Origin of the sequence: Streptomyces canus (genome assembly GCF_030815415.1) — a bacterium.
Taxonomy (GTDB): Bacteria; Actinomycetota; Actinomycetes; order Streptomycetales; family Streptomycetaceae; genus Streptomyces; species Streptomyces canus_F.
On record NZ_JAUSWW010000001.1, the window covers coordinates 8,283,652 to 8,307,931 of the forward strand.

Here is a 24,280-nt window from a genome sequence, read left to right on the forward strand (position 1 = left end):
TTTCATTCGCTCCACTGCGCTCTGTCACCTCGGTAATAGAGGCGTGGCGGGCCTGGCCAAGCCCGCTCGGGATTGGGCAGAATGCCCGTGCCGCAGGTCACAGGGCTCCCGACCAGCGAGACGGGTGAGCCTGTGACGGAGCACGACCGATAAACTGTTCTCGGACGATGCCGGGCGCAGCCCCCGAGCCCGTCCGCCCATGATCAGCCAGCAGCCGCTGCAACCCCAGGGAGCGTTGTGTCCCGTCGTCTGTTCACCTCGGAGTCTGTGACCGAGGGTCACCCCGACAAGATCGCTGACCAGATCAGCGACACCATTCTCGACGCGCTCCTGCGCGAGGACCCGACCTCCCGGGTCGCGGTCGAGACCCTGATCACGACCGGCCTGGTGCACGTGGCCGGTGAGGTCACCACCAAGGCCTACGCCCCGATCCCCCAGCTCGTACGGGACAAGATCCTCGCGATCGGTTACGACTCCTCGAAGAAGGGCTTCGACGGCGCCTCCTGCGGCGTCTCGGTGTCCATCGGCTCGCAGTCCCCGGACATCGCGCAGGGTGTCGACACCGCCTACGAGAAGCGGGTCGAGGGCGACGAGGACGAGCTCGACAAGCAGGGCGCCGGCGACCAGGGCCTGATGTTCGGCTACGCGACGGACGAGACGCCGACGCTGATGCCGCTGCCGATCTTCCTGGCGCACCGGCTGTCGAGCCGTCTGTCCGAGGTCCGCAAGAACGGGACGATCCCCTACCTGCGCCCCGACGGCAAGACGCAGGTCACCATCGAGTACGACGGTGACAAGGCCGTCCGCCTCGACACCGTCGTGGTCTCCTCGCAGCACGCCTCCGACATCGACCTGGAGTCGCTGCTCGCCCCCGACATCCGCGAGTTCGTCGTGGAGCCGGAGCTGAAGGCGCTGCTCGACGAGGGCATCAAGCTGGAGACCGAGGGCTACCGCCTCCTGGTCAACCCGACCGGCCGCTTCGAGATCGGCGGTCCGATGGGTGACGCGGGCCTGACCGGCCGCAAGATCATCATCGACACGTACGGCGGCATGGCCCGCCACGGCGGCGGTGCCTTCTCCGGCAAGGACCCGTCCAAGGTGGACCGTTCGGCGGCGTACGCGATGCGCTGGGTCGCCAAGAACGTCGTCGCCGCGGGCCTCGCCTCCCGCTGCGAGGTGCAGGTCGCGTACGCGATCGGCAAGGCCGAGCCCGTCGGCCTGTTCGTCGAGACCTTCGGCACCGCCAAGGTCGACGCCGAGAAGATCGAGAAGGCCATCGACGAGGTCTTCGACCTGCGTCCGGCCGCGATCATCCGCGACCTCGACCTGCTGCGCCCGATCTACGCCCAGACCGCCGCCTACGGCCACTTCGGCCGTGAGCTGCCCGACTTCACCTGGGAGCGCACCGACCGCGTGGACGCGCTGCGCAAGGCGGCGGGGCTGTAAGGCCCGGCTCCACGGTTCTTCCCGAAGCCCGGCGTCCCTTGGGGGATGCCGGGCCTCGGTGCGTTCGGGCGGCGTCGGATGTCAGTGGGGTTTGGTAAGAATGCAAGCGTGAGCAGCGAGGATGAGCAGGTCGGCGGGGGCGGCGAGGGGGCGCCGCCCGAGCAGCTCGCGTTCATTCGGGAGAGTGTGCGGAAGGCGAAGGTGCCGCGGGCGAAGCCGCGGACCTGGCGGGGGGCCGCGCTGGCCAAGGAGCTGCCCGTCGCGCGGGTGCTCGTGGACAAGGGCGTGCTCCACCTTGACCGGTACTTCGACTACGCCGTGCCCGAGGAGCTCGATGCCGAGGCGCAGCCCGGGGTGCGGGTCCGGGTGCGGTTCGGGGCCGGGCGTGGCCGGGTGCGGGACGGGCGGCGTGAGGGCGGCGGGCTGATCGACGGGTTCCTCGTCGAGCGGCTGGCCGAGTCCGACTACTCCGGGCCGTTGGCCGCGCTGGCTCAGGTCGTGTCGCCCGAACCGGTGCTGGGCCAGGAGCTGTTGGCGCTCACCCGGGCTGTGGCCGATCGGTATGCCGGGAGCCTTGCCGATGTGCTGCAGCTCGCCGTGCCGCCGCGGAGCGCTCGGGCCGAGCAGCGGGCTTCGGCGGAGCCGCTTCCACCGCCCGGGGCGCCTGAGACCGGGTCCTGGAGCCGGTACGAGCGGGGGGCCGGGTTTCTGGAGGCGCTCGCCTCGGGCGGGGCGCCGAGGGCTGTCTGGAACGCGTTGCCCGGGCCCGAGTGGTGTGACGAACTGGCGCGGGCCGTCGCCGCCACGCTGGCCTCCGGGCGCGGGGCGCTGGTCGTGGTGCCGGACGGGCGGGCCGTCGCGCGTGTCGATGCCGCGCTGACCTCCTTGCTGGGGGAGGGGCGGCATGCCGTGCTCACCGCCGACGCGGGGCCCGAGAAGCGGTACCGGGAGTGGCTGGCCGTGCGGCGGGGGGCCGTGCGGGCCGTGGTGGGGACTCGGGCGGCCATGTTCGCGCCGGTGCGGGATCTCGGGCTGGTCGCCATCTGGGACGACGGGGACGACAGCCACAGCGAGCCGCACGCGCCGCAGCCGCATGCCCGTGAGGTGCTGTTGCTGCGGGCCGCCCAGGACAAGTGCGGCTTCCTGCTGGGGAGCTGGAGCTGCACCGTGGAGGCCGCGCAACTCGTCGAGAGCGGGTGGGCAGCGCCGATCGTCGCCGCGCGTGAGCAGGTGCGGGGTGCCGCGCCGCTCGTACGGACCGTGGGGGACGGGGATCTGGCCAGGGACGAGGCCGCGCGGGCCGCCCGGCTGCCGACCCTTGCCTGGCAGGCCGTCAGGGAGGGGCTGAAGCAGGGACCCGTGCTCGTGCAGGTTCCGCGGCGCGGGTATGTGCCTCGGATGGCGTGTGCCAACTGCCGGGCGCCCGCGCGGTGCCGGCACTGTTCCGGGCCGCTGGAGGCCCAGGAGGGCGTGGATGCCCTGCGCTGCGGATGGTGTGCGCGTGAGGAGGGCGCCTGGCTCTGTCCGGAGTGCGGCGGCTTTCGGCTGCGGGCCCAGGTCGTGGGTGCCCGGCGGACCGCGGAGGAGTTGGGGCGGGCGTTTCCCGCCGTACCGGTGCGGACCTCCGGGCGGGAGCATGTGCTGGACACCGTGCCGGGGGCGCCCGCGCTCGTCGTGAGTACGCCGGGGGCCGAGCCGGTGGCCGAGGGCGGGTATGCGGCCGCGCTGTTGCTGGACGGCTGGGCCATGCTCGGGCGGCCCGATCTGCGGGCCGGTGAGGATGCGTTGCGCAGGTGGATCGCCGCCGCGGCGCTCGTGCGGCCGCAGGGGGCGGGGGGCACCGTGGTCGTCGTCGCCGAGCCGACGTTGCGGCCCGTGCAGGCGCTGGTGCGGTGGGATCCCGTGGGGCATGCGGTGCGGGAGCTTTCCGAGCGGGCCGAGTTGGGGTTTCCGCCGGTGTCGCGGATGGCGGCCGTGTCGGGGGTGGGGGAGGCGGTCGCGGCGTTTCTCGCGGCCGTGGAACTGCCGGGGGAGGCGGAGGTGTTGGGGCCGGTGCCGATGGCTGTCACGGCGGTGCAGGGGCCGCGACGGGTGGGGGCGCCGCCGCCGGGGGAGCAGTGGGAGCGGGTGCTGATTCGAGTGCCGCCGGGGAAGGGGGCGGTGCTCGCGTCCGCGCTCAAGGCCGCGCAGGCCGCGCGGATGGCTCGGGGGAGTGGGGAGCCGGTGGTGCGGGTGCGGATCGATCCGCCCGACATCGGGTGACGGGTTTGTGGTCGGGTGCGGGTGCGTTGTGGGGTGCCCGGCCTTCGGCCGGGTTTTGATTTCCCGCACCACCCGTGCGGCTTTCGTCGTCGGGTGCGGGTGGCCCCTGTGGGGGCTGAGCGCCGTCGGCGGCCTGCGGCTGCCTTGGCCGGGTGGTGCGGGGCCGTCCACGCATGCGGCTGCCCTCCCAGGGGGTCCCGGGAGGGCATCAGGTGGGTGTGGGTCAGCCGTTGCGGGGGCCGGGGAAGGCGGTGGGGCGTACCTCTTCGCGGAGGACCGGGCTGCCCGCCGTCGGCTGGGTCGGCATGGAGCGGGCCGCGGGGACCGTCGGCACCGCGGCGATACCGGTGTTGACGTTGACCGTGTGGGTGACCGGCGCCTCGGTGGTGCGCTCGGCCTCGGCGGCCGCCTGGGCCACGGCACGGCGTGCGCCGTAGCGACGGTGGACCGCCTGCTTGGTGACCCCGAGCGCGGAGCCCACCGCGTCCCACGAGAAGCCGAGCGAGCGGTCGAAGTCGACCGCGGCCGTCACCAGTGTCTCGACGCTGTCCCGCAGCTCCTGCGCGAGGCGGACCGTCGGCGCGGGGGCACGTCCGTAGACGACGAAGCCCGTGGAGGGACCGGAGCGGCGCGGGCGGTAGACGTTCCCCAACTGGGCGGTGAGCGTGCGCAGTGCGTCCACCTGCCGGCGGACCCGCTCGATGTCCCGCACCAGCAAGTGCAGGCTGGCCCGAGCCTGGGCGTCGTGGGTTGCGTGGTCGGCCATGAACAAGCCTCTCGAACCGGCGATGAAAAGGATCGGGCCGCTGCAGCGGCCCGTAGTGGTCAACTCTCTCTTGACCAACGCGTGGACGCTCCGCTGGTCACGCAGTGGGGGCGTGGCGGCATATGCGTGCGCCCCGGGAGGGGTGTTCGCGCCTCGATCCCCGCGCGGTCCACTCCGTCGGCGGTATGTCTTTCCGAGGTCATAGACTTGTGCGTCGCCCGCACACCCCCGCCCGAGAGGCCCGAACCCACCCATGAAGCTCGTCTTCGCCGGTACCCCCGAGGTCGCCGTTCCCGCTCTGGACGCACTCATCGCCTCCGGGCGGCACGAGGTGGCCGCCGTCGTCACGCGGCCCGACGCGCCGGCCGGGCGTGGGCGCAGGCTCGTCGCGAGCCCGGTGGCCGAGCGGGCCGTGGAGGCGGGCATCGAGGTGCTGAAGCCCCTCAAGCCGCGGGACCCGGAGTTTCTGGAGCGGCTGCGGGAGATCGCCCCCGACTGCTGTCCTGTCGTCGCCTACGGGGCGCTGCTGCCCCGCGTCGCCCTCGACATCCCCGCCCACGGCTGGGTCAACCTGCACTTCTCGCTGCTGCCCGCCTGGCGTGGGGCCGCACCCGTGCAGCACTCCATCATGGCGGGCGACGAGATCACCGGGGCCTCCACCTTCCTCATCGAGGAAGGCCTCGACTCCGGGCCCGTCTACGGCACCGTCACCGAGGAGATCCGGCACACCGACACCAGCGGCGACCTGCTGACCCGGCTCGCCTTCGCCGGCTCGGGACTGCTCGCCGCGACGATGGACGGGATCGAGGACGGCACCCTGAAGGCCGTACCGCAGCCCGCCGAGGGCATCACCCTCGCTCCGAAGATCACCGTCGAGGACGCACAGGTCGACTGGCGCACCCCGGCCCTGCGGGTCGACCGGGTCGTGCGCGGCTGCACGCCCGCGCCGGGCGCCTGGACGGTCTTCCGCGGCGAGCGGCTCAAGCTCATCCAGGTGCAGCCCGCGCCCGAGCGCACCGACCTCGCCCCCGGACAGCTCGCCGTCGGCAAGAACAACGTTCACGTGGGCACCGGCTCCCACGGCGTGGAGCTGCTGTGGGTGCAGGCCCAGGGCAAGAAGCCGATGCGGGCCGCCGACTGGGCGCGCGGAGTGCGGATCGGTGAGAGCGAGAGCCTCGGCGAGTAGTACGGGTGCCGACGGCGAGGCCCCTCGGCGGGTAACGCGCGCGCAGGTGGGACGTACGCTTGGTGCGTATCCCGCCAACACATCCGGAGCACCTTTTTCGTGAGCGACCAGTCCCGTGGGCCCCGCCCGTCCGGCAAGCCCTACCGTCGGCCCAAGAAGGACCCCGTCCGCTTCCTCGCCTTCGAGGCCCTGCGGGCCGTGGACGAGCGGGACGCGTACGCCAACCTCGTGCTCCCGCCGCTGCTGCGCAAGGCGCGGGAGAAGGAGGGGCCCGACAAGTTCGACGGACGGGACGCCGCACTGGCCACCGAACTCGTCTACGGGACGCTCCGGCGCCAGGGGACGTACGACGCCGTCATCTCCGCCTGTGTCGACCGGCCGCTCCGGGAGGTCGACCCGCCGGTCCTCGATGTGCTGAGCCTCGGGGTCCATCAGCTGCTCGGGACGCGGATCCCCACGCATGCCGCCGTGTCCGCCTCCGTCGAGCTCGCGCGTGTGGTGCTCGGGGACGGGCGGGCCAAGTTCGTGAACGCCGTGCTGCGGAAGGTCGCGCAGGACGATCTGGACGGATGGATCGCGCGCGTGGCTCCGCCGTACGAGGACGACCCCGAGGAGCATCTCGCCGTCGTGCACTCGCACCCCCGCTGGGTCGTCTCGGCGCTGTGGGACTCGCTCGGCGGACCGCGGGCCGGCATCGAGGAGCTGCTGGCGGCGGACAACGAGCGGCCCGAGGTGACGCTGGTCGCCCGGCCCGGCCGGTCCGGCACCGACGAACTGCTGCGGGAGGAGGCCGCCGTCGCCGGGCGCTGGTCGCCGTACGCCGTGCGGCTGACCGAGGGCGGCGAGCCCGGGGCCATCGAGGCCGTACGGGAGGGTCGTGCGGGCGTGCAGGACGAGGGCAGCCAGCTGGTGGCCCTGGCGCTCGCCAACGCGCCTCTGGAGGGGCCGGACGGGAAGTGGCTCGACGGGTGTGCGGGGCCCGGTGGCAAGGCCGCGCTGCTCGCCGCGCTGGCCGCGGAGCGGGGTGCCGTGCTGCTGGCCTCCGAGAAGCAGCCGCATCGGGCCGGGCTCGTGGCGAAGGCGCTGCGCGGGAATCCGGGGCCGTATCAGGTGATCGCCGCGGACGGGATCAAGCCGCCGTGGCGGTCGGGCAGTTTCGACCGGGTGCTGATGGATGTGCCGTGTACCGGGCTGGGGGCGCTGCGGCGGAGGCCCGAGGCGCGGTGGCGGCGGCGGCCGGAGGATCTTGAGGGGTTCGGGCCGTTGCAGCGGGGGCTGCTGAAGACCGCGCTGGACTCCGTCCGGGTCGGCGGGGTCGTGGGGTACGCGACCTGTTCGCCGCATCTCGCCGAGACGCGGGCGGTTGTCGAGGACGTGCTCAAGCAGTGGCCGGAGGCCGAGTTGATCGACGCGCGGCCGTTGCTGCCCGGCGTGCCGGCGCTCGGTGAGGGTCCGGATGTGCAGTTGTGGCCGCATGTGCATGGGACGGACGCGATGTATCTGGCGTTGATCCGTCGGACGGGGTGAGGTTCGCCTTCGCGCCGTAGGGGTGTGGGTTGTCGTGCATGTGCGGGTCCGTTGTGGCTTGTCGCGCAGTTCCCCGCGCCCCTCAGGGCGTTTGGCTCACCCTTTCCGACTCGGTCGCCGCGGGAGCGTTACCGTCCTCCCGCGCCAGCTTGTGCGGCCACCACATCTTCGGGCCCACGTCCAGGAACAGGGCCGGCACCAGTACCGACCGGACGATGAACGTGTCCAGGAGTACGCCCAGCGCCACCGCGAAGCCGATCTCGGCGAAGGCGACCATCGGCAGTGTGCCGAGGGCGGCGAAGGTGCCGGCCAGCACCAGGCCCGCGGACGTGATGACCGCGCCCGTCGCCGCCAGGCCCATGACCACGCCGGGCCGGGTGCCCTGGCGGGCCGCCTCCTCGCGGATGCGGGTGGTCAGGAAGATGTTGTAGTCGATACCGAGGGCCACCAGGAAGACGAAGACGAAGAGGGGGAAGTCCGTCGTCTCTCCCGCGTAGTCGAACAGGTACCTGAACGCGAGCGCGCTGATTCCCAGTGCCGCCGCGAACGACAGGATCACCGTCCCGATCAGCAGCAGCGGCGCGATCAGGGCGCGCAGCAGGGCGCACAGGATCAGCATGACGACGATCAGGACCAGCGGGATGATCAGTATGTTGTCGTGCGTGGTCGCCTCGTCCATGTCGAGCAGGGAGGCCGTACCGCCGCCGACCCGGGCGTCGGCGTCCGGTACCGCGTGGACCGCGTCCCGGACCCGTTCGACCGTCTGCTTGGCCGCCTCGCTGTCGGCCGGATCGGTCATGGTCGCCTCGAAGAGGACCTTGCCCTCGTACGACGGTTTCGTGCCCGGCGGCAGGCCCAGCGAGCCGGGCGCGACGCCGTCGGTGGCGGCCACCGCCTCGCCCACCTGCCGCGCCTGCGCCTGGTTGCTGATGATGACCAGGGGATCGCCGCTGCCCGCCGGGAAGTAGCGTGCGGAGACCTCCTGGCCGACGATCGAGTCCGGTTTCCCGGTGAAGGCGTCCGCGTTGCTGATGCCCTCGGCGCGCAGCTGGATCAGGCCCAGCGAGCAGATGGCGAGGATCAGTGCGGTGGCGCTCCACACCATGCGCGGGCGGCGGGCGATACGGCGGCCCATCCGGGCCCAGAGGCCCCGCTCGATGCGGTCGGGGTCGCCGAAGCGCGGGATCACGGGCCAGAAGATCCAGCGGCCGCAGATCACCAGCAGAGCCGGGAAGAGGGTCATCATCGCCAGCAGGGCCACCGCCACGCCGATCGCCGCCACCGGGCCGAGGCCGCTCGTCGAGTTCATCTCCGCGGCCAGCAGCACCAGCATGCTCAGGACCACGGTCGCGCCGGACGCGATCACGGCCGGGCCCGCGCGGTGCAGGGCCAGGGCCATCGCCTCGTGCCGGTCCTCGTGGTGGTGCAGTTCCTCGCGGTAGCGGGCGACGAGGAGCAGGGCGTAGTCCGTCCCCGCGCCGAAGACGAGGACCGTGAGGATGCCCGCGCTCTGGCCGTTGACCGTGAGGCCGGCGTGCTCCGCGAGCAGGTAGATGAGGGCCTGCGCGGTGAACAGGGCGGCGATGACCGAGAGCAGGGGGACCAGGATGAGGGTGGGGCTGCGATAGGTGAGCAGCAGCATCACGATGACGACGCCCATCGCGGAGATCAGCAGGGTCGAGTCGATGCCTTCGAAGGCCTCGGAGAAGTCGGCGGAGGTGCCGCCCGGGCCGGTGATGTGCACGGCGAGGCCGTCGCTGCCCTCGCCGACACCGTCCCGGATGGTGTCGACCGCCGGAGAGATCTCCTCCCAGCCCTGCTCGTCCATCGTGATCGGTACGAGGATCTGGGCCGCGCGCGGATCCGTTTCGCGGTCGAAGACCGGGCCGCGGGTCTCCGCGCCGCGGATGCCGTGGTCGCGCAGTTCTTTGAGCTGCCGTGCGTCCTCCGCGATCTGCGCCCGGTCCTGGGCGGTCAGACCGTCGGGACGGGCGTAGACGACGACCGCGGGGATCTGCTCGGGCCTGAAGTCCTCGGAGACCTTGAGGACTTGGGTGGACTCGGCGGAGCCGGGCAGCCAGGAGGCGGCGTCGTTGTCCTGGGCGTCGGTGAGTTTCTGGGCGAAGGGCGCGGTCAGGAACAGCGCGACGACCCACAGCGCCAGAACGACCCACTTGGCGCGCCGTCCGCACACCAGATGCCCGATGCCTTGCTTCCCCGTCATGGCCACCCCCGCAGCCCCGATGCCTCACGGTCGGCCGCCCAATATGGCACGTACCGTCCCGGAACAACATCCGATGAACGGCTGAGGTCTGGACCGGCGCGAACATTCGTGGCCGGACATGGCAGGCTTGGGCTATGGCCGCGCAGATCAACCCCAGCATTCTGTCCGCAGACTTCGCTCGCCTCGCGGACGAGGCGAAGGCGGTGGAGGGAGCCGACTGGCTCCACGTCGACGTCATGGACAACCATTTCGTCCCGAACCTCACGCTCGGTGTGCCGGTCGTAGAGTCCCTCGCCCGGGCGACGGACACCCCGCTGGACTGCCATCTGATGATCGAGGCCCCCGATCGGTGGGCGCCTCAGTACGTAGAGGCGGGGGCCGGTTCCGTCACCTTCCACGTCGAGGCGGCCGCCGCTCCGGTCCGGCTCGCCCGGGAGATCCGGGCCAAGGGCGCCCGTGCGTCCATGGCGCTCAGGCCCGCGACGCCCATCGAACCGTACGAGGATCTGCTCCCCGAGCTCGACATGCTCCTGATCATGACGGTCGAGCCGGGCTTCGGGGGACAGGCGTTCCTCGACATCATGCTCCCCAAGATTCGCCGCACCCGCGAGTTGATCAGCAAGCACGGCCTCGAACTCTGGCTCCAGGTCGACGGCGGGGTCTCGGCCTCCACCATCGAGCGGTGCGCCGACGCCGGAGCCGATGTGTTCGTCGCCGGCTCGGCCGTGTACGGGGCGTCCGACCCGGCCGAGGCGGTGCGTGCATTGCGCACCCAAGCTGAGGGGGCGACCGCCAAGGCGAGCTGGGCATGCGGCCACTGAGCCACAGGAACGTGAACGGCTCCCATCAGGGCTGATCAAGTCCGCCGGATCTGCAAGGATGAACGGCGAATCCAGAGTGTGAACAGCAGTGAGGAGATGGCCGTGTCGGGTATGTCGGCGGGCCGGTCAGCCATGCGGATGGGACCCGCTGAGCTGGTGCAGGCGGCGGCCATGGCCCGCCGCTTCTACCTCGAGGGCAAGTCCAAGATCCAGATCGCCGAGGAGTTCGGCGTGAGCCGCTTCAAGGTGGCCCGGGTTCTGGAGACCGCCCTCGAGCGGGATCTCGTACGCATCGAGATCCGTGTGCCTGCCGAACTGGACGCCGAGCGCTCGGACGCGCTGCGCGCCCGGTACGGACTGAGGCATGCCGTCGTGGTGGAGTCACCGGCCGAGGCGGAGGACTCGCCCGACCCCGAGAACCTCGGGGAGACGGCCGCCGACCTGCTCGGCGAACTCGTCAACGAGGGCGACGTCCTGGGCCTGGCCTGGGGCCGGTCCACCATTCACATGGCGGCGGCCCTCGACCGGCTGCCGCCGTGCACGGTGGTGCAACTGACGGGGGTGTACGACGCCGGGACCGCCGAGCGCGGTTCGGTGGAGGCGGTACGGCGGGCCGCGCAGGTCTCGGGCGGCGACGCCCACCCGATCTACGCCCCGATGCTGCTGCCGGACGCGGCCACCGCGGCGGCGCTGCGCAACCAGACGGGGATCGCCCGGGCCTTCGAGTACTTCGACAAGGTCACGGTCGCCTGTGTCTCCATCGGCTCCTGGGGGCCGGGTGTCTCCACGGTGTACGACATGCTCAGCGAAGAGGAGCGGGCGCACTACTCCACCCTCGGCGTCGCCGCGGAGACCTCCGCGCACCTCTTCGACGCCGACGGGCGCCGCGTGGGCCGGGACCTGGGCGAGCGGTGCATCACGGTCAAGGCGGACCAGCTCCGCCGTATCCCCGAGGTCGTCGCGATCGCGGGCGGGGCGCGCAAGGCGATGGCCATCGACGCCGTGCTGCGGTCCGGGCTCGTCACCAGCCTGGTGACGGACACCTCGGCGGCGGACGTGCTGCTGACGGCAGGTCAGACGCCGAAGCCGGCGCTGAACCGATCTGACCCGGACGGCCCCTGACCGAAGGTCATGGCGCGTGAGCCGTAGGCGCGCGCCGGTGTCGACAGGTCGAGCGCGCGGAGGCCCGAAGGGCTGAGCACGGTCGGGCTGTCGACACCGGCTGGGGCGCGCCGGAGGCGAACAAAGGAAAAGGCGTGCGGCCGTGGCAGCGTGGACAGCATGCTGCTGCGGTTCGTCCCCCGGGTGCTGGCCTGTCTTCTCGTCGTCCTGCTGACGGGGTGCACGTCGAGTGAGGCCGGTGAGGCCACTCCGTCCTGGGCCGAGGGCATGGCCACCGTCCAGGAGTCACGGCTGCCCGCCCAGGCCCGCCGGACGCTCGCTCTCATCGACGCCGGTGGCCCCTTCCCGTACGAGAAGGACGGCAGTGTCTTCGGGAACTTCGAGCGGCGGCTGCCCGCCCACACGCGCGGTTACTACCACGAATACACCGTCCCCACGCCGGGCTCGCGCGATCGCGGGGCCCGGCGCATTGTCACCGGGCAGGACGACGAGATCTACTACACCGATGATCACTACGACTCGTTCAGGGCGGTACTGAGATGACGGCGGTCGTGGCCACACTGGACCTCGACGGGGTCACGGACAAGGCGAGCCTGATGGAACGCTGTGCCCGGGACCTGCGGCTGCCGGACTACTTCGGGCGCAACTGGGACGCGCTGGCCGACGTCCTCTCCGACCCGGAACTGTGGCCCGAGGACACCGTCGGGGACAGAATCGTCGTCGTACGCAACTGGGAGCGGTACGCCGAGGCGCGGCCGGACGAGTGGGCGACCGCCCGTGAGGTGTTCGCGCAGGCGTCCGCGCTCACCGTGACGCTCGCGCTCGGAGGATCCTCCTAACGCGCCTCTGACCAGCCTGGATGATCTGCCCGGGCATCGCATTCCGGTGGACATGGGACAATGAAGTACGTGCTCTTCCCCCTGGCTGTCCTGTCCGGGGGCCACCTCTGATCGACTGGGATGTGCAGCACGTGCGTTTCCTCAATGGCATCCAGCCCGCGTACGACCTGACGTACGACGACGTCTTCATGGTCCCGAGCCGCAGCGCGGTCGGCTCGCGTCAGGGTGTGGACCTCAGCGCCCCCGACGGCACGGGCACCACGATCCCGCTGGTCGTCGCCAACATGACCGCCATCGCCGGGCGCCGGATGGCCGAGACGATGGCCCGGCGCGGTGGCCTGGTGGTCATTCCGCAGGACATCCCGATCGAGGTCGTCACCGAGGTCGTCGCCTGGGTGAAGAGCCGCCACCACGTCCTGGACACCCCGATCGTGCTGGCCCCGCACCAGACCGCCGCCGACGCGCTGGCCCTGCTGCCCAAGCGGGCGCACAACGCCGGTGTGGTCGTCGACGAGGACGGTCGGCCCGTCGGTGTCGTCACCGACCGCGACCTGACCGGCGTCGACCGCTTCACGCAGCTCGAGGTCGTCATGTCCAAGGACCTGCTGCTGATCGACGCGGACATCGACCCGCGCGAGGCCTTCAACCGGCTCGACGCCGCCAACCGCCGTTACGCCCCCGCCGTGGACAAGGAAGGCCGGCTCGCCGGCATCCTCACCCGCAAGGGCGCCCTGCGCGCCACGCTGTACACGCCGGCCGTGGATGCGAACGGCAGGCTGCGCATCGCGGCCGCCGTCGGTATCAACGGCGATGTCGCGGGCAAGGCCAAGCAGCTGCTCGACGCGGGCGTGGACACGCTCGTCATCGACACGGCGCACGGCCACCAGGAGTCGATGATCAGCGCGATCAAGGTCGTGCGGGCGCTCGACCCGCAGGTGCCGATCGTCGCCGGCAACATCGTGGCCGCCGAGGGTGTGCGGGATCTGATCGAGGCCGGTGCCGACATCATCAAGGTCGGTGTGGGTCCCGGTGCCATGTGCACCACCCGCATGATGACCGGTGTGGGCCGGCCGCAGTTCTCGGCCGTGCTGGAGTGCGCCGCCGAGGCGAAGAAGTACGGCAAGCACGTCTGGGCCGACGGCGGTGTCCGGCACCCGCGTGACGTCGCCATGGCGCTGGCGGCCGGTGCGTCCAACGTCATGGTCGGCTCGTGGTTCGCGGGCACGTACGAGTCCCCGGGCGACCTCCAGCAGGACGCCGACGGGCGGCTCTACAAGGAGTCGTTCGGCATGGCGTCCGCGCGGGCCGTGGCCAACCGTACGTCCGACGAGTCGTCGTACGACCGGGCCCGCAAGGCGCTGTTCGAGGAGGGCATCTCCACCTCCCGGATGTTCCTCGACCCGACCCGGCCCGGTGTCGAGGACCTGATCGACTCGATCATCGCGGGCCTCCGCTCCTCCTGCACCTACGCCGGTGCGGGCTCCCTGGAGGAGTTCGCGGAGAAGGCGGTCGTGGGCATCCAGAGCGCGGCCGGCTACGCGGAGGGCAAGCCGCTGCACGCCAGCTGGTAGCTCCGCGGGGCGATGCTCGTCGCGGGTGCCGGGCGTGGGTCCGTTGTGGCGGGTCGCGCCCGCGCGGCGGAGCCGCATAGTCAACACAGCCCGCGTCCCTTCGGGGGCGCGGCCGGCCGCCCTGCAACGAATGCGCGCCCTCGTTCGATGAACGCAAGGATCTTGCGTGTATGCGCAAGATTGCAGCATTACGAGTGCTATGGCCCTGCTCGTAGGGTCATGCGCTGTACGCGGCGTGGCGGGGACCCCGCTCGGTGGGTTCCTGTTCGCGCAGGTGCGCCGCCGGTCCCCGCCGCGCCGAGAGGCAGCGACGAAGGAGTCAGCGCGTGCTCGACCAAGGCGCACCCCCGCAACAGCGCACATCACGGTCCCCGGGAGTCGGTGCGCGTCTTGTGCGGCGCAAGCCGGTGGAACGCCTGGTCGCCGAGGGCGGCCAGGGGGAGGGCGGCAGTCTGCGGCGCTCCCTCGGGCTCTGGCAGCTGACCATGATCAGCATCGGTGCCACGCTCGGCACCGGCATCTTCGTCGTCCTCGGCGAGGCCGTGCCCAAGGCCGGTCCGGCCGTCACCCTGTCCTTCGTGATCGCGGGCCTGACGGCACTGTTCTCGGCCCTGTCCTACGCCGAACTCGCGGGCACGATCCCGGTCGCCGGGTCCTCGTACTCGTATGCGTACGCGACGATGGGCGAGCTGGTCGCCTGGGTCTGCGGCTGGTGTCTGATCCTGGAGTACGGCGTCTCGGTCGCGGCCGTCGCCGTCGGCTGGGGCGAGTACCTCAACGAACTGCTCGACGGGACCATCGGCGTCACCATCCCGGACGCCCTGTCCGCCCCGCCCGGCGACGGCGGCATCTTCAACCTGCCCGCGCTGATCGTCGTCCTCCTGGCCATGGCCTTCCTGCTCGGCGGCGCGAAGGACTCCGCGCGGGCCAACACCGTCATGGTCGTCGTGAAGATCGCCGCGCTGGTGCTGTTCTGCGCCATCGGAGTCCAGGGCTTCCGCTCCGGCAACTACGAGAACTTCATGCCGCTCGGCATGGCGGGTGTGAGCGCGGCCGGGGCGACGCTGTTCTTCTCGTACATCGGCTTCGACGCCGCCTCCACCGCCGGTGAGGAGGCCAAGAACGCGCAGCGTGACCTGCCGCGCGCGATCATGCTGTCACTGGTCATCGTGACGGCCCTCTACGTCCTCGTCGCGGCCGTCGCCGTCGGCGCGAAGCCCTGGGAGCGCTTCGGTGACTCGGAGGCGGCGCTGGCCCAGATCATGCGCGAGGTGACCGGACAGACCTTCTGGGGGACCCTGCTGGCCGCCTGCGCCGTCATCGCCATCGCGAGCGTCGTGCTGACCGTGCTCTACGGCCAGACGCGCATCCTCTTCGCGATGTCCCGGGACGGGCTCGTGCCGAAGGTGTTCTCGCGCGTGCATCCCAAGACCGGCGCGCCCCGTGCCAACACGGTCATCGTGTCCCTGTTCTGCGGTGTCCTCGCCGCCGCCATCCCGCTGGGCCAGCTCGCCGACGCCACCAGCATCGGCACGCTCTTCGCCTTCGCGCTGGTCAACATCGCCGTCGTGCTGCTGCGCCGGACCCGTCCGGACATGCCGCGCACTTTCCGGGTGCCGCTGTCCCCGGTGCTGCCCGCGCTGGGGCTCGGATTCTGTCTGTGGATGATGGGCAGCCTGTCCGCCGTCACCTGGGTGGTCTTCGGGGTCTGGATGGCCGCCGGGCTCGTGTTCTACTTCGTATACGGCTATCGCCGCTCCCGACTCGCAACACCTGAGAGCTGATCCGCCCACCGTGCTCAACGATCTCGACGAACGCATCGTCCACGCCCTCGCCGAGGACGCCCGCCGCTCCTACGCGGACATCGGGCAGATCGTCGGCCTCTCCGCGCCCGCCGTGAAACGGCGTGTGGACCGGCTCCGCGCCACCGGAGCGATCACCGGCTTCACCGTACGGGTCGACCCGTCGGCCCTCGGCTGGGAGACCGAGGGGTTCGTCGAGATCTACTGCCGGCACAACACCTCGCCGGACACCATCCGGCGGGGCCTGGAGCGCTACCAGGAGGTCGTCGCCGCGTCCACCGTCACCGGGGACGCGGACGCGGTCGTCCAGGTCTTCGCCTCCGACATGCGGCACTTCGAACGGGTCCTGGAGCGAATCGCGGGGGAGCCGTTCGTGGAGCGCACCAAGTCGGTGCTGGTGCTGTCGCCGCTGCTGCGGAGGTTCTCCTCGGGGGCGCCCGGGTGAGGGTGGTGCGGTCGTGGGGCGGGTGCGGATGCGTCGGGGCTTGTCGCGCCCACGCGGTGGAGCCGCATATCGATACAGCCCCGCGCCCCTGAAGGCACGTCACCTGGTCCCACCTCAGGGGCAACGGCCCGCATCCCCGAGCTCTACTCCGCCGTCTTCCGGGCCAGCGCGTTGTTGTCCATCGAGTTGTGCACGCTGAAGCTCACCGCGTCCGAGCGGTAGCGGTCGTCCGACCACTCCACCGGGCGCCCTTCGCGGGTCGTCGTCACCCGGCGTACGCGCAGCAGCGGACTGGTGCGGCGCACGAGCAGCAGCTCCGCGTCCTGCGCGCCCGCCGCGACCGCGTCGATGACGTGCTCGCCGTACGCGAAGACCAACCCCGTGTCGTCGTACAGGCGTTGCGTCACCGACGGACAGTCCGGCTCGATGGGCTCGACGGCGGGGGAGATCCAGTCGGCGTACACGGTCCGCTCCAGCAACACCGGTTCGCCGTCCAGGCCGCGCACCCGCAGGACGTGCAACACCTGCGTGCCGGCACGTAGTTGGAGACGTATCGCGTCCTCCTGGGTCGCCGGCCGGTACTCCTGTGCGACCACCCGCCCCGTCGCCTGGCGGCCCATCGCCCGCGCCCACTGCGCGAAGCTGCGCAGTTCGGCGAAACTCTGGCTGCGACGGCTGGCGAGGACCACGCGCCGGGCGCCCTGGCGCGAGCCGATGAGGCCCTCGGCGGTCAGGGCGGCGACCGCCTGGCGGACCGTGCCGCGCGAGACGTCGTACTGGGCCGCGAGGTCCGTCTCGGCGGGGAGCCGACTGCCGACTGTGTACTCCTCGCGGTCGATCGCCCGGCGCAGTGCGTCGGCGATCTCCTCGTGTCGCGCCGGCATGCTTCCCCTCCGAGTCGACTGCTGTGCACAGCGTGACCAGCCTAGACGACATCCGGTGGGGATCCGAGGGGCGCGTGATCGTCAGGGAACACAGGGGTCACTGTTTCGCCAGTGTTTACGGAATCGATACCGCCAGCAGCCTTACTGAGGCCAACTTGTTCAGACAAGTTATCTGACACAAGTTCTCTCGCTCCTTCGCTGCTTTGCCTTCTTCTCTCCGTTCGACTCCTGCACCCTCGCGCGTCCCCTGGAGAAGCCGTGACCGTGTCCCTGCCGAGAACCGCCGCCCTCGGCGTCCTCGCCGCCCTCGCCCTGAGCGCCTGTGGCGCCGCCCCCGAGAACTCCTCGACCACCGCCGACGGCAAGAACGCCGCCACCGCCACCTCCGCCGCCGACTTCGGCGGAATCGACGCCCTGGTGAAGGCGGCCAAGAAGGAGGGCACGCTCAACGCCATCGCGCTGCCCCGCGACTGGGCCAACTACGGCGCCCTCATCGACGGCTTCGAGAAGAAGTACGGCATCAAGGTCGCCGTCGAGAACCCCGACGGTGCCAGCCAGGACGAGATCAACGCCGTCACCTCCCGCAAGGGGCAGGACCGGGCCCCCGATGTGCTCGACCTCGGCAGCTCCTTCGCCATCAGCGCGGCCGAGCAGGGGCTGCTCGCCCCGTACAAGGTGGCGTCCTTCGCCGACATCCCCGGCGAGCAGAAGGACGCAAAGGCGCGCTGGTACAACGACTACGGCGGCTACATCTCCATCGGCTGCGACGCCAAGCGCGTCAAGACCTGCCCGACCACCTTCGCCGATCTCCTCAAGCCCCAGTACAAGGGCCAGGTCGCCCTCAACGGCAACCCCACCAAGTCCGGTTCGGCCTTCGGCGGCGTGTGGGCGGCCTCGCTCGCGAGCGGCGGCTCCTTCGACGACATCCAGCCCGGCCTCGACTTCTTCAAGAAGCTGAAGAGCAACGGCAACTACACGCCCGTCGAGTCGACCCCGGCCACCGTCGAGAAGGGCGAGACGCCCATCAGCATCGACTGGGACTACCTGAACGCCGGGTACGCCGAGGAGTTCAAGTCCAAGGGCGTCGACTGGACGGTGTCGGTCCCCAGCGACGGCAAGTTCTCGCAGTACTACTCCCAGGCGATCAACAAGGACGCCCCGCACCCGGCGACCGCCCGCCTGTGGCAGGAGTACCTCTACAGCGCCGAGGGCCAGAACCTGTGGCTCAAGGGGTACGCCCGCCCGGCCCTGATGACTGCCATGGAGAAGGCCGGCACCCTCGACAAGAGCGCCGCGGCCAAGCTGCCCGAGGTCTCCGGCACGCCGAGTTTCCCGACCGAGGCCCAGCAGAACAAGGCCAAGACGGTGCTCGGGCAGGGCTGGGCGAAGGCCGTCTCCGGATGACGGCCACCGCCGTACGAGTGGACTCGGCGTCGGCCGTCGCGGTGAAGCGGCGGCGCCGGTCCCTCGGCTGGCTCGCCGTGGTCCCGCTGCTCGCCTTCACCGCGGTGGCCTTCGGGCTGCCGGCCTGGGCCATCCTGGACGGGGCGTTCACGGTGAAGACGACCGGCGGGTTCGGCACGGCCAACCTGACCGCCTCGTTGCAGGGCGCCTACCTCACCGCTCTCGTCGGCAGCGTCAAACTGTCCGCGGTGTCGGCTGTGCTGGCGGCCCTGTTCGGGCTGCCGCTCGCCCAGGCCGTGGTGACATCCCGGCACCGGGCGCTGCGCGAAGCCGTCCTCACCGCCTCCGGCGTCCTCGCCAACTTCGGCGGTGTCCCGCTGGCCTTCGCCTTCGTCGCCACCCTCGGCAACGCCGGTGTCCTGACCCGGCACCTGGGCCTCACGGACAAGGGCTGGGACCTCTACAGCTTCTGGGGACTGGTGATCGTCTACCTGTACTTCCTGATCCCGCTGATGATCCTCACCATCACCCCCGCCCTGGAGGGGCTGCGCGTCCAGTGGCGCGAGGCCGCGCAGAACAACGGGGCGACGACCACGCAGTACTGGCGTCATGTCGCCCTGCCCGTTCTCGCGCCCTCACTGCTCGGCGGGCTCGTGCTGCTCTTCGGCACCGCCTTCGCCGCGTACGCCACCGCCGCCGCGATCGTGGGCAGCTCCATCCCGCTGATCACCCTGCAGATAGCCGACGCCCTCTCCGGCAATGTGCTCGTGGGCCAGGAGAACGTGGCGCTCGCCCTCAGCCTCGACATGGTCCTCATCGCGGGCCTGGTCATGGCCGTGTACCTGCCCCTGCAACGACGGAGCGCGCGATGGCTCGCCTGAACCTGTGGCGGTGGGGCGTCTACGGCCTCGCCGGGCTGTACTTCCTGGTGCCGCTCGCCGCGTCGATCGTCTTCACCGTCGACGTGCCCGGGCAGGGTCTCACCTTCGACGCCTACACCCAGATCTTCTCCACCGACGGCTTCGTCACCAGCCTGCTGCTCTCGCTGGAACTGGCCCTCGCGACGATCGTCATCGTGCTGCTCCTGATGGTGCCCGCGACGGTGGCGCTGCGGCTGGGGTCGCCCCGGCTGCGGCCGGTCGTCGAGGTGGTGTGCCAACTGCCGTTGGTGGTACCGCCGATCGCGCTCGTCGCCGGCATCATCACGGTCCTGAAGTGGGGGCCCGAACACCTCTCCCACACCCCGCTGTTCCAGACGTTCGTGGCGATCCAGAACCCCGACTTCCCCGTCGTCCTCGTCCTCGCGTACGTCGTGATGGCCCTGCCGTTCGTGCATCGCGCCCTGGACGCCGGGCTGCGCGCGGTCGACGTCCGCACCCTCGTCGAGGCCGCCCGCAGCTGCGGGGCGAGCTGGCCGCAGGCGCTGGTCCGGGCCGTACTGCCCAATCTGCGGGGCGCCCTCCTCAACTCCTCCTTCCTCACGCTGGCGTTGGTGCTCGGTGAGTTCACGGTCGCCCAGCTGCTCGGCTTCCAGCCCTTCGCCGTGTGGATCGTGAACGTCAGCGGCTCGCAGGCCCAGCTCTCCGTCGCCGTGTCCGTGCTCAGCCTGCTCGTGACGTGGGTGCTGCTCCTCGTCCTGGCCGGTTTCGGCGGACGCGCCCGTACTACTTCCCGGGGATGACCATGAAGACGCTCGAGAAAGCGGCCACCGTCGAATTCCGGGGCCTGCGCAGGGAGTTCGGTCCGACCGTCGCCCTCGACGGACTCGACCTGACCGTCCGGCCCGGTGAGCTCCTCGCCCTGCTCGGCCCGTCCGGCTGCGGCAAGACCACCGCGCTGCGCATGCTCGCGGGCTTCGAACACCCCGACTCCGGCGAGGTGCTGGTGGACGGCGAGGACGTCACCCGGGTGCCGGCCCACCGCCGTGACGCGGGGATGGTCTTCCAGTCGTACAGCCTCTTCCCGCATCTCGACGCGGTCGACAACGTGGCCTTCGGGCTGCGGATGCGGAAGGTACGTCCGGCCGAACGACGGTCGCGTGCCGCCGAGTTGCTGGAGCTGGTCGGTCTCGCCGACAAGGGCGGGCGCTTCCCGCACGAGCTCTCCGGCGGCCAGCAGCAGCGCGTCGCCCTGGCCCGTGCGCTCGCCCTGCGGCCACGGGTGCTGCTCCTCGACGAGCCGCTGTCGGCACTCGACGCCAAGGTGCGCCTCTCCCTGCGCGAGGAGATCCGCCGACTCCAGCAGGAGCTCGGGATCACCACGCTCTTCGTGACCCACGACCAGGAGGAGGCCCTGTCGATGGCGGACCGGGTCGCGGTGATGCACGCCGGACGCCTCGAACAGTGCGCGGCCCCTGCCGAGTTGTACGGCCGTCCGGCCACCGCCTTCGTCGCCGAGTTCGTCGGGACGATGAGCCGGATACCGGGACGGCTGGCCGACGGATCCGTGGATGTGCTCGGGCAGCGGCTCCCCGTGGACGGCCCGGTGCCCTCGGCGGCCGAGGTGGACGTGCTGGTGCGGCCCGAGGCCGTACGCGTGCGGGCCGACGACGAGGGAAAGGCGAGCGTCGTCGCCACCTCCTTCCTGGGCGCCGCCGTCCGTGTCACCGTCCGGCTCGCCGACGGCACCGACGTGAAGGCCGACCTGCCCGCCCACGAGGCCGCCGGGCTCGGCGCGGGAGCCGCGGTGAGCGTGGCCTTGCCGCAGCGGCCGGTGCTCGTCGCCGAGCGGAGCGCGCCGTGAGCCGACTCCCGCTCCAGGCCGTCCTGTTCGACATGGACGGCACGCTCGTCGACACCGAGCGGCTGTGGTGGGAGGCGGTGGAAGAGGTGGCAGGGCGGACCCTGACCGAGGCGGACCAGCCGGAGGTGCTCGGCCGCGCGGTCGAGGACACGGCCGCCTGGCTGTCCGCGGCCACGGGCACCCCGGCCGGCGATCTGGCCGACGCGCTCCACCGGGAGTTCGCCGACCGCGTCCGCACCGGCATCGTGCCCCGCCCCGGCGCGCTCGACCTGCTGGGCGCCCTGGCCCGCGAGGGAGTGCCCACGGCCCTGGTGACCGCGTCCCCCAGGGCGGTCGCCGACACGGTGCTCGCAGCGCTCGGCGCCGAGCGCTTCGCCGTCTCCGTGACCGCCGACGACACACCCCGCACCAAGCCGGCCCCCGATCCCTACCTCGCCGCCTGCCGGGCCCTGGGCGTCGACCCCGCCGCCTGCGTGGCCGTCGAGGACACGGAGACCGGGGTCGCCTCCGCCGAGGCCGCCGGGTGCGTGGTGCTCGCCGTGCCCTCCCTCGCGCCGATCGAGGCCGCGCCGGGCCGGACCGTCCTGGCCGGTCTGGAGGGGGTCACCGTCGACCGGCTCCGCTCCCTGCTGCCGTACCGGCTCCGCGTCATGACCTGGAACCTCTGGTACGGCGGCACCGAGGTCAATGACCACCGGGCCAAACAGCTCAAGGTCATCGCCGAGACCGAGGTGGACGTGGTCGGTCTCCAGGAGACGTATGGCACCGCCGCGCAGGAGCTCGCCGAGGCCCTCGGCTGGCACCACCACCGGGCCGGGGTGAACCTCGGCATCATCAGCCGCCACCCGATCACGGACACCTTCGGGGACCCGGCGGTCGGCTTCTACGGCGCGGCGGGTGTCCGGGTCCGGGTCGCCGAGGGCGCCGAGGCGGACGTGTGGACGGTCCATCTGGACTACGAGTCGTACGGGCCCTACGTGCCGTCGGCCGCCCACGAGGGGGTGCGGCTCGCGCAGATGAGAGACGCGCTGGGCAGGATCGACGAGGCCGTGCCCGTCGCCCTCGTCGGTGACTTCAACACTCCCTCGCACCTCGACTGGCCGGACATCCAGTGGCCGGTCACGAAGGCGGCCGAGGAAGCGGGCTTCGCCGACTCCTACCGTCAGGCCCACCCCGACCCCGTGGCCGACCCCGGTCACACCTGGTCGCCGGTCCAGGCCGCGCCGGAGCCGCAGGATCGGATCGACTTCGTTCTGCACCGGGGGCTGCGGGTGCTCGACTCCCGGACGTACGTCAGCGGCACCCCCCGGAGCTGGCCGGATGTCAAGGACAACGACTGGCCGTCCGACCACGCGGCGGTGATCACCACTTTTTCGCTGGGCAGCGGGGCCGGGACTGTCTAGCATCGGTGTCATGACCTGGCGACATTGATCCACCAGCCGTGCCTCCCGAGGGCCGCCTCGGACGCCGTACCCACGACGTCCGAACCGCCCTTCCGGGAAGGCCTCATGACACTCTCACCCACACGTGTGTCCACCACGACCGGCATCCGCCGGCTGACGACCACGTTGTACGGCTACGCGTTCCTCGACGACTTCGTCCTGCTCTACCCGGTGTACGCGCTGCTCTTCGCCGACACCGGGATGTCGCTGTGGCAGATCTCCTCCCTGTTCGCCCTGTGGTCGGTCACCGCCGTCGTGCTGGAGGTCCCCTCCGGCGCCCTGGCCGACGCGGTCTCCCGACGGCTGCTGCTGTGGACCGGCCCGTTGTTCAACGCGGCCGGCTTCGCCCTGTGGGTGATCGTCCCCGCGTACTGGGCCTTCGCGCTCGGATTCGTCCTGTGGGGCATCGGCGGAGCACTCTGCTCCGGCTCCTTCGAGGCGCTGGCCTACGACGAGCTGGACCGGCTCGGCGCCGCCGACCGGTACGCGCGCGTGATGGGACGGGTACGCGCGGCGCGGCTGGCGGCCACCATGGCGGCGATCGGTCTCGCCGGGCCGGTGTTCGCGCTGGGCGGCTACCCGCTGGTGGGCGCGGGCAGTGTGCTGGCCTGTCTGCTGGCCGCCGCGGTGGCGGCCCGGCTGCCGGAGCACCGGACGCGGCCGGAGACCGGGGGCGACGGCTGGTGGACGACCCTGCGGACCGGACTTGCCGTGGTCCGCGAGGACCGTTCCGTACGCGGCGCCCTGCTGCTGGTCCCCGCCGTCGCCGCGGTGTGGGGCGCGCTCGACGAGTACACGCCCCTGCTGGCCCGGGACACCGGTGTGGCGGAGGCGACGGTGCCCTACTTGATCCTGCTCGTGTGGACGCTCGTCACGGCGGCGAGCCTGCTGACCGGGCCGGCCGAACGCCTCGGCACCACCGGGACGGCATGGCTGCTGGCGGGCTCCGCGCTCGCGATGGCCGCCGGCGCCGCGTCCGGGACCCCGGCCGGCATCGCGCTCGTCGGCCTCGCCTTCGGCGGGTTCCAGCTGGCCGAGGTGCTCGCCGACGTCCGCCTCCAGCACCGTATCGACGAGTCCCGCCGGGCCACCCTCACCTCCGTCGCGAGCCTGGGCACGGAGCTGGTCACGGTCGCCACCTTCGGCGCGTACGCGCTGCTGGGCACGACCGCGGCCCACGGCACGGTCTTCGCGGTGCTGGCGGTGCCGTACCTGGTGACGGCGCTGGTGCTGGCTAGAAGTCGGGCTGCCACGGCACGACCGTGAAGTCCCCCGTCCCCTTCTCGACCTTCTCGAACGGGGCGGAGCTGACGCACTTCGGCAGGTCCTTGGGGCCCAGGTCCTCGGTCGTCGCCCAGCTGTACCCGAGCCGGTCGCGGTGGCCGAGGTCGTGCACCGTGACGCCGACCCGGGTGCCCTTCGCGCCCGGCAGGTCCGAGTCGGTGACGATGCCGGACACGACGGCCACTTTGCCGCCGGTGACCAGACAGTCGACCTTCGCCTTCGCCCAGGCGCCGTCGCCCCTCAGGTAGTGGCTCCACTCGAAGGTGCCGGTCGCCCTCATCGGGTCGGCCTTGTCCCCGGCGGCGAGGTGCGCGTCGAAGGAGAAGGTGATGTCGTCGCCGGCGGAGCGGTGCAGCTTGGCGGTGCCGGTGAGGGCGGCGCCCTCGCGGGGTTTCGGAGGGGAGGCGGGCGCGGAGGCCGCGGCGCCGGTGAGTCCGGCGGTGAGGAGGAGCGTGGCGCCGAGCACGACGATCTTTGTACGACGGTTCATGACGGTCCTTTCCGCGGGCGAAC

Annotated in this window: 21 protein-coding genes; 17 read left to right on the forward strand and 4 right to left on the reverse strand. The window is 71.6% G+C overall.

Annotation, left to right across the window (positions count from 1 at the left end):
- Positions 1-237: 237 nt before the first annotated feature.
- Together metK and QF037_RS38360 are read left to right on the forward strand one after the other, a co-directional pair.
- Positions 238-1,446: a methionine adenosyltransferase gene (gene metK, locus QF037_RS38355; protein ID WP_307033308.1), complete on the forward strand. Its 1,209-nt coding sequence runs from the start codon at positions 238-240 to the stop codon at positions 1,444-1,446.
- A 108-nt stretch (positions 1,447-1,554) separates the two neighbouring features.
- Positions 1,555-3,708 (forward strand): primosomal protein N', encoded by a 2,154-nt coding sequence (locus QF037_RS38360; RefSeq protein ID WP_307033310.1) that lies wholly within the window; start codon positions 1,555-1,557, stop codon positions 3,706-3,708.
- 223 nt (positions 3,709-3,931) lie between these two features.
- Here QF037_RS38360 and QF037_RS38365 read toward each other — a convergent pair whose 3' ends face one another.
- Positions 3,932-4,474 carry a hypothetical protein gene (locus QF037_RS38365; protein ID WP_307033312.1) on the reverse strand — a complete coding sequence of 181 codons (543 nt, stop codon included), beginning with the start codon at positions 4,472-4,474 and terminating at the stop codon, positions 3,932-3,934.
- 253 nt (positions 4,475-4,727) lie between these two features.
- On the opposite strand from QF037_RS38365, the gene fmt reads away from it, so the two are divergent.
- Together fmt and QF037_RS38375 are read left to right on the forward strand one after the other, a co-directional pair.
- Positions 4,728-5,660 carry a methionyl-tRNA formyltransferase gene (gene fmt / locus QF037_RS38370; protein ID WP_307033314.1) on the forward strand — a complete coding sequence of 311 codons (933 nt, stop codon included), beginning with the start codon at positions 4,728-4,730 and terminating at the stop codon, positions 5,658-5,660.
- A 99-nt stretch (positions 5,661-5,759) separates the two neighbouring features.
- Entirely contained in the window at positions 5,760-7,187 is a 1,428-nt protein-coding gene (locus QF037_RS38375; protein ID WP_307033317.1) for an RsmB/NOP family class I SAM-dependent RNA methyltransferase, read from the forward strand.
- Positions 7,188-7,269: 82 nt separating this feature from the next.
- On the opposite strand, the gene QF037_RS38380 is transcribed toward QF037_RS38375, so the two are convergent.
- Positions 7,270-9,411 (reverse strand): MMPL family transporter, encoded by a 2,142-nt coding sequence (locus QF037_RS38380; RefSeq protein WP_307033319.1) that lies wholly within the window; start codon positions 9,409-9,411, stop codon positions 7,270-7,272.
- A gap of 134 nt (positions 9,412-9,545) precedes the next feature.
- On the opposite strand from QF037_RS38380, the gene rpe reads away from it, so the two are divergent.
- The 7 genes from rpe (at position 9,546) to QF037_RS38415 (ending at position 16,011) form a co-directional block, all read left to right on the forward strand.
- Complete coding sequence (gene rpe / locus QF037_RS38385; RefSeq protein WP_307033322.1) at positions 9,546-10,232, forward strand: ribulose-phosphate 3-epimerase; 687 nt, start codon at positions 9,546-9,548, stop codon at positions 10,230-10,232.
- A 78-nt stretch (positions 10,233-10,310) separates the two neighbouring features.
- Positions 10,311-11,354: a sugar-binding transcriptional regulator gene (locus QF037_RS38390; RefSeq protein WP_266895071.1), complete on the forward strand. Its 1,044-nt coding sequence runs from the start codon at positions 10,311-10,313 to the stop codon at positions 11,352-11,354.
- A 159-nt stretch (positions 11,355-11,513) separates the two neighbouring features.
- A complete protein-coding gene (locus QF037_RS38395) occupies positions 11,514-11,897 on the forward strand; it encodes a ribonuclease domain-containing protein (protein ID WP_307037577.1) in 384 nt (127 codons plus the stop codon).
- Positions 11,894-12,193 carry a barstar family protein gene (locus QF037_RS38400; protein WP_307033324.1) on the forward strand — a complete coding sequence of 100 codons (300 nt, stop codon included), beginning with the start codon at positions 11,894-11,896 and terminating at the stop codon, positions 12,191-12,193. Before QF037_RS38395 ends, QF037_RS38400 begins: the two co-directional genes overlap by 4 nt.
- A gap of 131 nt (positions 12,194-12,324) precedes the next feature.
- Positions 12,325-13,764, forward strand: coding sequence for a GuaB1 family IMP dehydrogenase-related protein (locus QF037_RS38405; protein WP_307033327.1), 1,440 nt, complete (start codon positions 12,325-12,327; stop codon positions 13,762-13,764).
- 326 nt (positions 13,765-14,090) lie between these two features.
- Positions 14,091-15,548, forward strand: a complete 1,458-nt coding sequence (locus tag QF037_RS38410; RefSeq protein WP_307033329.1) for an amino acid permease — start codon at positions 14,091-14,093, stop codon at positions 15,546-15,548.
- 10 nt (positions 15,549-15,558) lie between these two features.
- Positions 15,559-16,011: an Lrp/AsnC family transcriptional regulator gene (locus QF037_RS38415; RefSeq protein ID WP_046260034.1), complete on the forward strand. Its 453-nt coding sequence runs from the start codon at positions 15,559-15,561 to the stop codon at positions 16,009-16,011.
- 143 nt (positions 16,012-16,154) lie between these two features.
- Here the strand turns inward: QF037_RS38415 and QF037_RS38420 are convergent, their stop codons facing one another.
- The gene (locus QF037_RS38420) at positions 16,155-16,895 is read right to left on the reverse strand and encodes a GntR family transcriptional regulator (RefSeq protein WP_307033332.1); all 741 of its coding nucleotides are present in this window, start codon (positions 16,893-16,895) and stop codon (positions 16,155-16,157) included.
- Positions 16,896-17,153: 258 nt separating this feature from the next.
- Here QF037_RS38420 and QF037_RS38425 point away from each other — a divergent pair, with 258 nt between their 5' ends.
- From QF037_RS38425 to QF037_RS38450, 6 genes are all read left to right on the forward strand, one after another.
- Complete coding sequence (locus QF037_RS38425; protein ID WP_307033334.1) at positions 17,154-18,299, forward strand: ABC transporter substrate-binding protein; 1,146 nt, start codon at positions 17,154-17,156, stop codon at positions 18,297-18,299.
- Positions 18,296-19,180 carry an ABC transporter permease gene (locus tag QF037_RS38430; RefSeq protein ID WP_307033336.1) on the forward strand — a complete coding sequence of 295 codons (885 nt, stop codon included), beginning with the start codon at positions 18,296-18,298 and terminating at the stop codon, positions 19,178-19,180. Before QF037_RS38425 ends, QF037_RS38430 begins: the two co-directional genes overlap by 4 nt.
- Positions 19,168-19,980 carry an ABC transporter permease gene (locus tag QF037_RS38435; RefSeq protein ID WP_307033338.1) on the forward strand — a complete coding sequence of 271 codons (813 nt, stop codon included), beginning with the start codon at positions 19,168-19,170 and terminating at the stop codon, positions 19,978-19,980. Before QF037_RS38430 ends, QF037_RS38435 begins: the two co-directional genes overlap by 13 nt.
- A gap of 2 nt (positions 19,981-19,982) precedes the next feature.
- On the forward strand, positions 19,983-21,041 hold the full coding sequence (locus QF037_RS38440) for an ABC transporter ATP-binding protein (RefSeq protein WP_307033340.1): 1,059 nt from the start codon (positions 19,983-19,985) through the stop codon (positions 21,039-21,041).
- Positions 21,038-22,444: an HAD-IA family hydrolase gene (locus tag QF037_RS38445; protein WP_307033342.1), complete on the forward strand. Its 1,407-nt coding sequence runs from the start codon at positions 21,038-21,040 to the stop codon at positions 22,442-22,444. Before QF037_RS38440 ends, QF037_RS38445 begins: the two co-directional genes overlap by 4 nt.
- A 105-nt stretch (positions 22,445-22,549) precedes the next feature.
- The gene (locus QF037_RS38450) at positions 22,550-23,749 is read left to right on the forward strand and encodes an MFS transporter (protein ID WP_307033344.1); all 1,200 of its coding nucleotides are present in this window, start codon (positions 22,550-22,552) and stop codon (positions 23,747-23,749) included.
- Here QF037_RS38450 and QF037_RS38455 read toward each other — a convergent pair.
- On the reverse strand, positions 23,718-24,257 hold the full coding sequence (locus tag QF037_RS38455) for a Repetin (RefSeq protein WP_307033346.1): 540 nt from the start codon (positions 24,255-24,257) through the stop codon (positions 23,718-23,720). The genes QF037_RS38450 and QF037_RS38455 overlap by 32 nt on opposite strands.
- Positions 24,258-24,280: the final 23 nt, after the last annotated feature.

Bases quoted from the DNA above. Each gene is read 5' to 3' on its own strand.
- QF037_RS38365 (WP_307033312.1), bottom strand. From the start codon at position 4,474: ATGGCCGACCACGCAACCCACGACGCCCAGGCTCGGGCCAGCCTGCAC.
- fmt (WP_307033314.1), top strand. From the start codon at position 4,728: ATGAAGCTCGTCTTCGCCGGTACCCCCGAGGTCGCCGTTCCCGCTCTG.
- QF037_RS38380 (WP_307033319.1), bottom strand. From the start codon at position 9,411: ATGACGGGGAAGCAAGGCATCGGGCATCTGGTGTGCGGACGGCGCGCC.
- rpe (WP_307033322.1), top strand. From the start codon at position 9,546: ATGGCCGCGCAGATCAACCCCAGCATTCTGTCCGCAGACTTCGCTCGC.
- QF037_RS38395 (WP_307037577.1), top strand. From the start codon at position 11,514: ATGCTGCTGCGGTTCGTCCCCCGGGTGCTGGCCTGTCTTCTCGTCGTC.
- QF037_RS38400 (WP_307033324.1), top strand. From the start codon at position 11,894: ATGACGGCGGTCGTGGCCACACTGGACCTCGACGGGGTCACGGACAAG.
- QF037_RS38420 (WP_307033332.1), bottom strand. From the start codon at position 16,895: ATGCCGGCGCGACACGAGGAGATCGCCGACGCACTGCGCCGGGCGATC.
- QF037_RS38430 (WP_307033336.1), top strand. From the start codon at position 18,296: ATGACGGCCACCGCCGTACGAGTGGACTCGGCGTCGGCCGTCGCGGTG.
- QF037_RS38435 (WP_307033338.1), top strand. From the start codon at position 19,168: ATGGCTCGCCTGAACCTGTGGCGGTGGGGCGTCTACGGCCTCGCCGGG.
- QF037_RS38440 (WP_307033340.1), top strand. From the start codon at position 19,983: ATGAAGACGCTCGAGAAAGCGGCCACCGTCGAATTCCGGGGCCTGCGC.
- QF037_RS38450 (WP_307033344.1), top strand. From the start codon at position 22,550: ATGACACTCTCACCCACACGTGTGTCCACCACGACCGGCATCCGCCGG.
- QF037_RS38455 (WP_307033346.1), bottom strand. From the start codon at position 24,257: ATGAACCGTCGTACAAAGATCGTCGTGCTCGGCGCCACGCTCCTCCTC.